At 47.2% G+C, this 12476-nt stretch carries 10 protein-coding genes; all 10 read left to right on the forward strand.

The features are described 5' to 3' along the window. The first annotated feature begins 56 nt into the window (after positions 1-56). The 10 genes from QMA13_RS09385 (at position 57) to QMA13_RS09430 (ending at position 11943) form a co-directional block, all read left to right on the forward strand. Entirely contained in the window at positions 57-1496 is a 1440-nt protein-coding gene (locus QMA13_RS09385) for a serine hydrolase domain-containing protein (RefSeq protein ID WP_282941105.1), read from the forward strand. A gap of 473 nt (positions 1497-1969) precedes the next feature. Continuing rightward, entirely contained in the window at positions 1970-2821 is an 852-nt protein-coding gene (locus tag QMA13_RS09390; RefSeq protein ID WP_282941106.1) for a MurR/RpiR family transcriptional regulator, read from the forward strand. Between the two features lie 55 nt (positions 2822-2876). Beyond that, positions 2877-3806, forward strand: coding sequence for an N-acetylmuramic acid 6-phosphate etherase (murQ, locus tag QMA13_RS09395; protein ID WP_282941107.1), 930 nt, complete (start codon positions 2877-2879; stop codon positions 3804-3806). Then, a complete protein-coding gene (locus QMA13_RS09400) occupies positions 3736-4983 on the forward strand; it encodes a serine hydrolase domain-containing protein (protein ID WP_282941108.1) in 1248 nt (415 codons plus the stop codon). The genes murQ and QMA13_RS09400 overlap by 71 nt, the downstream gene beginning before the upstream one ends. 326 nt (positions 4984-5309) lie before the next feature. Further along, a complete protein-coding gene (locus QMA13_RS09405; RefSeq protein ID WP_282941109.1) occupies positions 5310-6533 on the forward strand; it encodes an anhydro-N-acetylmuramic acid kinase in 1224 nt (407 codons plus the stop codon). Between the two features lie 18 nt (positions 6534-6551). Then, complete coding sequence (locus QMA13_RS09410) at positions 6552-8108, forward strand: ABC transporter substrate-binding protein (protein ID WP_282941111.1); 1557 nt, start codon at positions 6552-6554, stop codon at positions 8106-8108. A gap of 64 nt (positions 8109-8172) precedes the next feature. Beyond that, positions 8173-9114, forward strand: coding sequence for an ABC transporter permease (locus QMA13_RS09415; protein ID WP_282941113.1), 942 nt, complete (start codon positions 8173-8175; stop codon positions 9112-9114). Positions 9115-9129: 15 nt separating this feature from the next. Next, positions 9130-9963, forward strand: coding sequence for an ABC transporter permease (locus QMA13_RS09420; RefSeq protein ID WP_282941115.1), 834 nt, complete (start codon positions 9130-9132; stop codon positions 9961-9963). A gap of 49 nt (positions 9964-10012) precedes the next feature. Next, a complete protein-coding gene (locus QMA13_RS09425) occupies positions 10013-10972 on the forward strand; it encodes an ABC transporter ATP-binding protein (RefSeq protein WP_282941117.1) in 960 nt (319 codons plus the stop codon). 2 nt (positions 10973-10974) lie between these two features. Further along, positions 10975-11943, forward strand: coding sequence for an ABC transporter ATP-binding protein (locus QMA13_RS09430; RefSeq protein ID WP_282941118.1), 969 nt, complete (start codon positions 10975-10977; stop codon positions 11941-11943). Positions 11944-12476 lie beyond the last annotated feature (533 nt).

The following is a 12476-nucleotide window of genomic DNA, read 5'->3' on the forward strand; positions in this document are numbered from 1 at the left end:
GGGATTATTTGGATAGAGTACAATGGCGCTATTGAAAAATAAGGCGGGTGGATAGAGTGGATATCGCATCCAAGCTAAAAGCAGTTATGGATGGAATGGTGAATAGAGGATATTTTAACGGAGCGGTGTTGGCTGCGCATAAGGGGCAAATATTACTGAGTGAAGGCTATGGAATGGCGAGCTTTGAGCACGAAGTCCCTAACACCTCCAAGACCAAATTCCGAATCGGTTCACTGACCAAAGGGTTTACGGCCATGGCTATTATGCAGCTGCAGGAGCAAGGCAAGCTTAGAGTAGACGATACCATTGACCGATACATACCAGATTATCCAAATGGAGAGAGTATAAAGATACGCCATTTATTGGAGCATTCTTCGGGTATCCCAGACTATCCAGGTTTTCAGGGCTATTGGGAGACGACCATGAGAATGTATTCACCTATCGAGAGTACGATCGATTCTTTTAAAAATAAAAAGCTGAATCATCCTCCGGGAGAACGCCAGGTATACGGCAGCTCCTCCTTTATTCTGTTAAGTGCAATCATTGAGAAGGTTACCGGGCAAACTTTTTCCGAGCTTATTGACGAAACGATATGTCGACCGCTCCAAATGAACGATACGGGCTGCGAGGACGGTAGGAGAGTGATCAAACGTATGGCATCCGGATATTCGGTGAATAAAGATATCATCCCGTGTGAACATGTCGATATGTCTATCCATCTCGGAGCTGGAGGAATGTTCTCTACCGTAGAGGATATGTATAAATGGGATCGTTCGTTATATACAGAGCAATTGGTTGGCCAGACATCATTAGATAGCATGTTCGGTGCTCCTACACCTCCTTGCGGAAGCCATGGGTGGGTCATCACGGAACAACAAATCAATAACCGGAAAAGCAGGCGGTTCAGCCATTATGGCAGTATGAACGGCTTTCGTTCGGAAATGATTCGTTATGTGGATGAGGATATCGTGGTCATTGTATTAAGCAATGTAGAGATGACCCCCGTTGAAGTTATATGTCAGCAGCTGGCCGATATTGTATTAGGGTATGATCCTGCTGTGCTTGAGTCGATTATCCCTGTCCAAATCAGTGAGCAAGAGATACTGAAGTATGCAGGCGCATATGATTATGGGAATAATCCTGACATTTCAGCGCATCGTGCAGATGAGCTGAACCAGGTTTTGGAAGCTATTACGGTGATGGATGTTCCTTCCATAGAGGTAGGATTGTTTCATAAACTGTTTCAACGTTATGGTGTAGAGACGAACCGCACTTTGTTTGTTACCTATGAGCAAGGTGGTTTGCATTTATTTATGCCGAAGAAGAGAGCTTGGTATAAATATGGTCTCTTTCCTATTTCTCATCAAACTAATCAGACAACAGGCGTGACGATGTATGTTGATGAATGCGTAGAGTTCTATGTAGAGCCTGAGGGAAAGGTTAAGCTTATACATCGTGATACTGCGGGAAAACGGATTACGGCGGTTAAAATGTAAGAGAAAATAAGGGAGAAGAGCTGTGGGTACGTGGCTCTTTTTTTTGTACTTCTTACCCAGTTCCACGGACGTGCGCTCGGAGGATCAAAAAAAATTCTGAATCCGCGGAAGAATGTTGAAGGCAGCCTCGGGAGGCTAGCCAGATCAGGTTTTCAATCACCATACGGACCCGCCGTCTTGTAACCTTTGTCTTTACTGGAGCGTCCGGCGCTTGCAGAGACATCTGACCGATGGCTCGTAACAGATTGTAAGCGAACAACCAAGCACATAGTACCAAATCGTAAGAATACATGTAGTGAAAGAACGGTTTTGTTTTCGTATAACGTCAGATTATGAAATAAAATTACATATAATTTGTTGACACGAGGAATAAAGTTTCATAGAATGAGGTCATAGAGAACAATGTCGAAAATTGCTTATGATTAGGCGCATTAGAAGCGCAAGCCATATAGAAGAAGAGAGGGCTAGCTGAAATGATCAATGGCGGGTTAGTAGCTTTAAAAACCATGCTCGATCGGTTAAAGCCTTCCGAGCGTAAAGTGGCAGAGTATATTTTATCTCAACCGGAGACAGCCGTCAGGCTATCCGTTCAAAAGCTGGCAGAGCTTTGCGGAGCATCGGAATCAACCGTTATCCGGTTGACCAAGACACTCAACATGTCCGGCTTTCAGGAGCTGAAGCTCAGAATTGCCGGAGACATAAACAATGACGCAGCATCCGGAAGCTATCAGGAAATCGTAATGGATGGAACGGTAGAGTCTATTATCCAAGCTGTAACGGTCAATAATAAACAATCTATCGACGACACCGTGTCGGTAATGTCCCCGGGAGAGATGATGAAAGCCGCTCAAATTCTGATCCATGCCAAAAAGGTCGATATATACGGCGTGGGGGCTTCCGGTGTCATTGCGCAGGATCTGCTGCAAAAATTGACCCGAATCAAGATGTGGTGCAATGCTTATTCTGACCTCCATGCTCAGCTTACTTCCGCTGTTAATTTGACACCCGGAGATGTGGCATTCGGTATTTCGTACTCTGGTCAGACGGAAGACGTCATACAATCTTTGGACGAAGCAAAAAAACACGGGGCGACGATCATTACGCTAACCAAATTCGGATCCTCGCCTATTGCCGATTTGGGGGATGTGAAGCTTTTTGTCAGCTCGGTGGAACAAAGCATCCGCAGCGGTGCTATGGCTTCAAGGATTGCTATGCTGAATGTCATTGATATTTTATTTATTACATTAGCAAGCCAGCAGCACGAAAAAGTGATTAATCTGCTGGAAAAATCCCGAATTGCGATTCGAAGAACCAAACGATTTTAATGCCAATGATCTGTAGCAAGACACACATCATGGGGAAACGGAGGAACTATAGGAGATGGGAGTTAAACTGGAAGGCTTAACTACAGAAATGAGAAACACGGCCACCGCCAATTTGGATCAGCTTTCGGTCATCGACGTACTGAGGCTTATGAATGCCGAAGATAAGAAAGTGGCGTTTGCCGTGGAAGAGCAGCTGAAACCGATAGCTACAGCGGTTGAAATCATCGTCGCAGGCTTGAAGCAGGGAGGGAGATTGTTCTATTTCGGCGCAGGAACAAGCGGACGCCTAGGGGTATTGGATGCATCGGAATGTCCGCCTACGTTTGGAACGAACCCTGCGATGATCCAGGGAATTATAGCCGGCGGCCGCCGGGCTTTAACGGAAGCTATTGAAGGTGCGGAAGACAGTACTTCCGCAGGGGTCGAAGCTGTGAATCATGTTGGCGTCACGATTCAGGATGTCGTCGTTGGGATTGCCGCCAGCGGCAGAACGCCTTATGTAAAGGGGGTATTGGAACGGGCGAAAGCGATAGGAGCATCTACGGTCCTCGTATCATGTAACAATGAGTCGGAGATTAACGAGCTTGCGGATGTGGCGATTAATGTCGTCGTCGGACCGGAGGTAGTGACGGGTTCTACGAGATTGAAGGCCGGAACCGCGCAGAAAATGGTGCTGAACATGCTGACTACGGCGGCTATGATTGGGCTCGGCAAAGTCTATGAAAATTTAATGATTAATGTGCAGTCCACCAACTATAAATTAAAAGAGCGCGTCAAACGAATCGTAATGGAAGCGACAGGTGTTAATTATGAAGAAGCCGAGCGAGTTTCCGAAGCGGCGAATGGAGATGCTCGTTTAGCCATCTTGATGCAAATGACGGGGATACCCGCTCAAGAGGCGGAAGCTCTGCTGCATGATGCTGACGGAAATATTAGAGAAGCGATGCGAATTCAAGCTGTACGAGCCACGGCAACGGGGAAGTGATGAGCTTATGGTGATTTGGGAAACAGAACCGGCTACTGAACGTGAGCTTATTATGGCAAGCTATATGCAATCCGGCGTTTCTGGGGGAATATTCCCTGGGGGTGTCGCCTGTATTATCGATGGAGAGCGAAGCAATACGCTGACTTGCGGTTCGTTATGTCCAACCGGGACGATGGGAGGGGAGGAGACCGCTTATCGAAACGATACGGTACTCGATATGGCTTCGATAACCAAGGTGGCAGTGACGCTGCCATGCGTGCTCCTATCTGTTCAGTATGGCAAGCTTCAACTTAGCGACACGATTGGGCGATATTTGCCTGAACTGCTTGCCGGCAGCGATTCTGTCAGAAAACAGCATATCACGATTGAACAGCTGCTCACCCATACGTCGGGCCTGCCAGCTTGGAGGCCGTATTTCGTCCTGCTGCACAGCAAGCAGGAGTACCTTGAGGCTATAGCATCCGAGCCGCTTGAAAGAGATCCCGGGAATGAGATTATTTATAGCGATCTTGGCTTCATGCTGCTCGGCTGGCTATTAGAGCGCATATGGAATGATCAGTTGGACCGCATTGCGCAGAGACTTCTGTTCGAGCCTCTTGGGATGAGTGCTACATCGTACAAGCCTCATCAATATGAACCCTTCGGGCAAGCTCTCATCGCACCTACGGAACGCGGGAATGAATTTGAACGTGGGATGTCGCTAGCCTATATAGAGAAGCGAGAAACGGGTAGCCTTGCGGCAAATTCGTTCCGGCTGGAACGAGATCAGCTCGATGAGCTAGCCTGGAGAAGCGGATTTATTGTTGCAGAAGTGCACGATGCTAACTGTCATTACGGACTTGGGGGGATTAGCGGACATGCTGGTTTGTTCTCTACTATAGCCGACATGAGAAAATACCTATCCATCTGGAGAAGGCCTTCACTCATTTCAGCCGAACTATGCCGCAAAGCGGCAACGGTCCATGCCGAATCCGGAACCTTGAAGCGGGGATTAGGATGGGAAGTGTACGATAAGGATATTTACGGGCACACAGGTTTCACCGGTACGACGGTGTGGCATCACACTGGAATGGATGTTACGGTCATCGTCCTGACCAATCGCATTCATCCCGTTGTTAAGGAAGGAATGAACAGTTGGCGCAGCAATCTGCGAAACGCTCTTTTCTCAACCTGTTGATACAAGTAACTGTCCTTTCGGAGCAACAGTTATTTAAGGGAATGATCCGGTATGGATCGAATAAAAGTAAGCGCTTTCCGAAATCATTAGATGCTGTGCTGGGGATAGAGAAATAGAAGAAACGAAACGGCAACATGATCATAACATCATTAGTTATATAACATAACATAAATTGTTGACACATGTTGAGTGATAATGTAAGCTTTATTTGGAATAAAGTTTCAAATTGAATAATAAGTGATGAAATTTTATTTCTCAAACAAGGGGATTCATGTTTCAGCAGGCAGCATATTGTTATCACTTCTGGAAATGGGGGAACGTTGGGGATGAGCAGTTTAACCGCTTTAGAGTCTTACCGTAGAAAAAGCCGCCATACACTTATTGGGATTATGTCGGGGACATCGCTGGATGGGGTAGATGCCGCTTTAGTCGATATCACTACTAACTCTTCAGGTGAAATCGAAAAGGTAGAGATGAGAGAGTTCGAGTATGTTCCCTACACTCCTGAATTAAAGAACATCATGATTTCGTTATGTTCCGTTGAGCAAGCCAAATTAAATGAATGGGTTACAGCTCATTACGGGATTTCCCATTGGTACGCGCATGCCGTAAAGCTTTTGTTACTACGGGCAGGAATAGCTTCCTCCGAGGTTGACGCCATTTGCATGCATGGACAAACCATATGGCATCAGCCTGATCCGGTTTTGTTTCCAGGACCCGTAGGTACCATTCCGGTAAAAGCTACGCTGCAAATCGGGGAGACCGCCGTCGTTAGAGAACTGACCGGCATTCCTACGGTAGGGAATTTCAGAGCCGGTGATATGGCTGCCGGAGGCGAAGGAGCCCCGCTTGCCCCTTTCATGGACGCGATAGTGTTTGGAAGCCGTGAGTCGGGTAGAATTATTCAAAATATCGGCGGTATCGGCAATGCGACAGTGCTTCCCGCCGGAGCGAAGGCAGAGCAGACCTATGCCTACGATACAGGACCGGGAAATATGGTGATCGATACGCTGGTCAGAGAAGAAACCGGCGGTGTCATGCAGTATGACGAAGGCGGCAATATTGCAGCCATGGGAACCGTGAATGAGGAGCTCTTAGATCATTTCTTGAAGCAGGATACGTTCTTTACAAGGCGCCCGCCCAAAAGCACTGGCAGGGAAGTGTATGGATCTTCCTACGCAAAGGACTTTCATTTTGAAGGATTAAAGCGCGGTTTGAGCTTTGTTGACATCGTAGCTACGGCGACGGCCTTGACCGCACGCACCATTGTCGATTCCTATGAAAGATTTGTTTTTCCGGATCATTCCATTCAGGATATCATCGTTGCTGGCGGCGGCGCCCATAACCGGACGCTAATGACGATGATCCAAAAGCTGCTGCCGGAAAGCTGCAAGCTTTCTAGCAGCGAGCAATACGGTATTCCTGACGATGCGAGGGAGGCCATTGCCTTTGCTATCATGGGTCATGAGTCCATCATGGGACGGCCAAGCAACATGCCATCGGTTACAGGAGCTTCCCGTTCCGTAATTCTTGGACATATCACTTTATAGTAGAGAGGGAGAGTCGAAATGAGAACAAAAAAATGGGCTGTTATTTTATCCGCTTTATTACTATCTTCTTCCTTATTGTCCGCCTGTTCGTCTTCCAGCACCAAGAAGGAGCCTGCTAAGAAAACGGAGGCTCCTGCCGGACAAGCCAAACCATCGAAATTAGTTATTGCGTCCGATCAGGACCCTGTCGGATTGGATCCGCAGAAGTCACCTGCCGCTTCGAGCCAACGCATTTACAATTTAGTGTACGATACACTCACCCGATTTGATTTTAACATGAACATTATTCCGAGCCTGGCACAAAAGTGGACTGTGGCTCCCGATGGAATGAGCGTTACTTTTGAGCTGCAAAAAGGCGTGAAGTTCCACAACGGCAGAGAAATGACTTCAGCTGATGTGAAATACAGCTTCGAACGAATTTTGGATCCGAATACCGGAGCGCTTGCGAGATCGAACCTGGCTGATGTTGAATCGATAGAAGCTCCCGATCCGAACACGGTTGTATTCAAGCTGAAAAAACCGAACGCTGCGCTGATTTCTAACGTAGGGAGCCCGTATACGGCTATCGTTCCCAAAGAAGTTTCTGATCTAAACAAAGAAGCAGTCGGCACAGGTCCATATAAGTTAGGCGCCGTAGTCGCAGGACAATCCATTACTTTGACGAAAAATCCGGATTACTTTGTGAAAGGAATGCCTAAGATCGATACCCTCGAATTCCGCATCATGAAAGACGAGGCGGAGCGCATGGCTGCAGCTCGTGCCGAGAAGGTAGATTTGACGACTGTTTCGGTTGATTATGCAAAGATTTTGGAAGACAATAAAGATCTTACGATTAAAAGCTATCAATCCCGTGAGTACGGATATTTAGGGATTAATGTGAATAAAAAGCCGTTTGATGATGTTCGTGTGCGCCAAGCGATCAGCTACTCGATCGATCGCAATGCCATTGTTAACACGGTATGGAACGGCAAAGCACAGCTCACCGGTCCGATCACGCCTATTCAGAAAGCATTCGCCTTGAATGTTGCCGAATTGCCGCAATATAAGAAAGACGTCAATAAAGCCAAGGAATTATTGAAAGAAGCAGGTTATCCGAATGGCTTCGATACGGTGCTTCAAACCGCTTCCACCTATCCGGATATGGTGCAATCGGCACAGGTTATTCAACAACAGTTGAAGGAAATCGGGATTAACGCCAAGATCGAGCAACTGGAATGGGCCAAATATTTGGACACGTGGAAATCGAAGGATATGACCTTGCTGGTCGGCCGCAACACGGCGCCTGCAGATCCGGACGCTTCCTTAGGGGCTTATTTCTCTACTAAGGGCGGCACTAACGTTTGGAACTATTCGAATAAAGACTTCGATGCCTTGACGCAAAAAGGTCTGGAAACAAACGACCTGGAGACAAGAAAGAAAATGTATACAGACGCGCAAAATATTTTGATGAACGATGCTCCGAATATCTTCCTGGCTTCACCGCAATATTTTTATTTGATTAACAATCATGTGGAGGGATTTGTTCCCAATGCGGCTAGCGAGGCTTACGCTATCATGCAAGCCAGTATGAAATAGTAAAAGGACAAAACGTGGGGGCGGTAGTTAGCTATCGTCCTCCTAAATTTCCGGGGGTGCAAAAGTGGCCGTCTATATCTTAAAACGCCTCTTAACGTTAGTGCCGATCGTCATTGGAATATCCATTCTGGTCTTTATTATTTTGCATCTTGTACCTGGAGATCCGGTGCTTGTCATGCTGGGCACGAGTGCGACGGATGAAAATGTAAAAGTGCTCAGGGAACAACTGGGCTTAAATCAATCGCTTGTGATGCAATACCTGCATTGGGTCGGCGGCCTGCTGCAAGGCGATTTCGGCAAATCGGTACAAACGGGCGCAGAAATATTACCCGAAATCATCAAACGGTTTAGCATTACACTCCAATTGACCGTACTGGCTTCCGCTATTGGTTGGATTATTGCAATTCCGATTGGAATGCTTACGGCCGTGAAATCCGGTTCTTTTGTGGATGGGGTGGGGAGAATTGTCGCTTTGCTCGGAATTTCGGTTCCCAATTTTGCGATTGGTACCGTACTGCTATTGATATGTTCTTTATATTTTCATTGGTTTCCTCCGATGGATTTCAGTAATTTATGGGATGATCCGGTTGTGTCGCTTCAAAAGCTGGTGCTTCCTGCAATCACGATGGGTATTGTAATGTCGGCTGGGGTTATGCGAATGACGCGCTCGGCTTTTATGGAAACATTGGGTAAAGACTTTATTCGTACGGCCAGAGCTAAAGGGAATGACGAATGGACGGTTCTGTTCAAGCATGCGTTAAGAAATTCGGCCATTCCGATCGTTACGATTGCCGGTATGCAGCTTGGTTATTTGCTTGGAGGCTCGGTTATTGTAGAAGCATTGTTCTCGATCCCGGGCATCGGGCAATACATTCTGGACGGCATTCATCTGCGCGACTATCCGGTAGTTCAAGGCGGCGTGCTATTCGTAGCTATCGTATTTGTCTTGGTCAACCTTCTTGTAGATCTGATCTATTCCATTATTGACCCAAGGATCAAGTATTAATAAAGGGGATCAACCATGCGAACATTTACTAAGCACTTATTGCGCAATAAAACAGCAGTTGTTTGCGGAGCCGGTTTACTCCTTATTTGTTTATGCGCCATTCTGTCACCGGTCATGGCTCCCTATGATCCTACACAAATGGCGGAGGGCCACCGGCTTGAAGGTATGTCCGACAGTTTTCTGCTTGGAACAGACCAATTCGGCCGCGACCTTCTTAGCAGGATTATTTATGGAGCCAGGGTTTCCTTGATGGTCGGTATTTCTTCCGTGTTAATCAGCACCATCGTAGGAGCTGTGCTTGGACTTGTCGCCGGATATTTCGGCAGATGGATCGATACCATTATTATGCGTATTATGGATATATTCTTTGCCTTTCCGGAAATTTTGTTGGCGCTGGCGATCATGGCTGCTTTGGGACCGGGAACGGACAAGACGATTCTGGCCATCGGCATCGTTAATATTCCCGTTTTCACACGTACGGTCAGAGGGGCTGTTTTATCGGTGAAAAATTTGGAATATGTGGAGAGTGCCCGAGCGATCGGCTCCACGACGTCCAGAATACTGTTCAAGGAAATATTCCCGAACATTACGGCACCGCTGCTAGTTCAATCATCCATTGCGATCTCGGGAGCGATCTTAACGGAGTCTGCACTCAGCTTCCTCGGTCTCGGTGTGCAGCCCCCGAATCCGTCATGGGGCGCGATGATTGCGGAATCCCGAAAATATATGGAGATCGTACCAGGTATGATTGTATGGCCGTGCCTCGCGATGACGGTGACTATTATATTATTTAATTTGTTTGGAGATGCGTTAAGAGACTTGCTCGATCCAAGACATCGTTCCAGATAGGACGCAGGCAGAGAAAACGGGCGCGGAGGCCCTCAAAAGGAGCATATGCATGGAAGCATTACTGAAAATAGACGACCTGCAAATCAGCTTCGGTAAGCAGGAGAACCAGGTTCGGGTCGTTAATCGCATTAACTTTCAGATCCTTCCCGGCGAAATTGTCGGCATAGTCGGTGAATCCGGCTGCGGTAAAAGTGTGACCAGCATGTCCGTCCTTCGGTTATTAGGGAAGCAGGCAAGGATAGAAGGGAAGATCGTTTTTCAAGGAAAAGATCTCCTGAAGTTATCGGAGAAAGAAATGAGAGCCATCCGGGGAAATGACATATCGATGATTTTTCAGGAGCCGATGACCTCCCTTAATCCGCTTCAATCGATAGGTTATCAATTAGCGGAACCGCTTAAAAAGCACAAGAGATTGTCCGCGTCTGGAGCGAGGAAGCAAAGCATTCAACTGCTGAAGGAAGTCGGAATTCCTCGAGCCGAAGAAATTGTAGACGAATTCCCGCATCAATTGTCCGGAGGAATGCGGCAAAGAGTGATGATTGCGATGGCTATGGCGTGCAATCCCCGATTAATCATCGCAGATGAGCCGACAACGGCTCTTGATGTTACTATACAAGCCCAGATACTGAAATTAATGAAGACGATTAGCGAGAGGCATCAATCCTCTATCTTATTTATTACTCATGATCTGGGGGTTGTGGCCGAAATATGCGACCGGGTCATCGTTATGTATGCAGGTGAAATTGTGGAGCAAGCCGACGTGAAGACGCTGTTCGAGGCGCCGAAGCATCCGTATACGATAGGGCTCATGAATTCCATTCCAGATATGGATTCAAGCCGGGTGCGCCTCCAGCCGATTCCGGGCAATGTTCCTTCCGTGAGGCAGATGCCTGAAGGATGCCGGTTTGCTCCGCGGTGTGATAAAGCGAGCGATATTTGCAAGAAGGAACCGCCCGCTAAATGGCAAGACAATCACTACAGCAAATGTTGGCTGCATGCGGAGGTGTAAGGATGGATGCTTTATTGGAAATCAAAGAGCTGTCCAAATATTACAATCGAAAAGCTTTTTTGTCCAAACATAACTCTGTCGTCAAGGCTGTGGATGGAATCGACCTTACGGTTTATGAAGGGGAAACCCTTAGTATTGTAGGAGAATCCGGCTGCGGCAAGTCGACGATGGGACGCTGCTTGTTAAGGCTTGTAGAGCCTACCGCAGGACAAATTTGGTTTCAGGGCCGTGACTTGATGGCTTTAAATTCGGTGAAGCTGCGGGAATCCCGCAGAGATATGCAGCTCATCTTTCAGGATCCGTACGCTTCACTGAATCCACGCAAAACCGTCAAGCAAATTTTGATGGAGCCGTTAATTGTACACAATATCGGGTCGAATCAGGAGCGCAGGCAAAAAGTCGAGTGGATTATAGAGAAGGTAGGTTTGTCGGTGGAACAGCTCGACCGTTTCCCGCATGAATTTTCCGGAGGACAACGGCAGCGGATAGGCATTGCGCGCGCGCTTATTTTGCAGCCGAAGCTGATCATTGCGGATGAGCCCGTATCTGCACTTGACGTATCGATTCAAGCCCAGATATTGAATTTGCTGCAGGATCTTCAAGAGGAATTTAAACTAACCTACATGTTTATTTCACATGACCTCAGCGTAGTGAAACACATATCAGATCGGGTGGCTGTGATGTATTTGGGGAAAATTGTGGAGATCGCAGATAAAGAGACGCTTTACAAAAATCCGCAGCATCCGTACACCAAAGCTTTGCTCTCGTCCGTACCCGTCCCCAATCCGTCAGCGAAGAAGGAACCGATATTGCTGGAAGGCGACCTGCCAAGCGCGTCCAATCCACCACCTGGCTGCGCGTTCCATCCGCGCTGTCCATCCTGTATGGACATTTGCCGGACCCAAGCTCCTCAAATGGATCAGTTGGACGGAACACATTCCGTTTCTTGCCATCTGTTGGCAAAAAACTAATATGAGCGCGGGGAATGTAAAGCTTTCTATCAACTCACCCATCCAAGGCGATGAAGAGAGAGTTTCCTTGCTTCAACATAGTCCTCCTTCGTCCTTCTTTAAGGCATTATGCGAGAGACGGCAGGGAGTCATGAGCCGTTCCGCATCCATAGACAGACGAACTGGTCGCCTAGGTTGCGGCCTTTTTTCGTTGGCATTGTACTGTTGGCATCGTTCCGTTAAACAAGAACTTTCCATGACCTGAAGATTAGACGATGCTGCAATGAGTATTAGGCTCCAAAAAGGATGATGGATATGCGAAAGGAAGTGTTGTAGTTGCTGCCTGCTGAGGAGCTATTCCAGTTAGATTTGGAAAATTTTGTTCTCAAGATCAGTTATCCTGCAAAACATAATGCTCAAATATTTCTCCAAGCAAGGGTTGCCGGATGGCGTTATGGTCTTATGATGAACACCTGGCAACCTGTATGTTATGAGACGCTTGGCGATTCTTAACGGATTCAGGATAATGTTTTCATTGACAAAAATTTCATAAT

The sequence above is a fragment of the Paenibacillus sp. RC67 genome, from assembly GCF_030020805.1.
GTDB lineage: Bacteria > Bacillota > Bacilli > Paenibacillales > NBRC-103111 > Paenibacillus_S.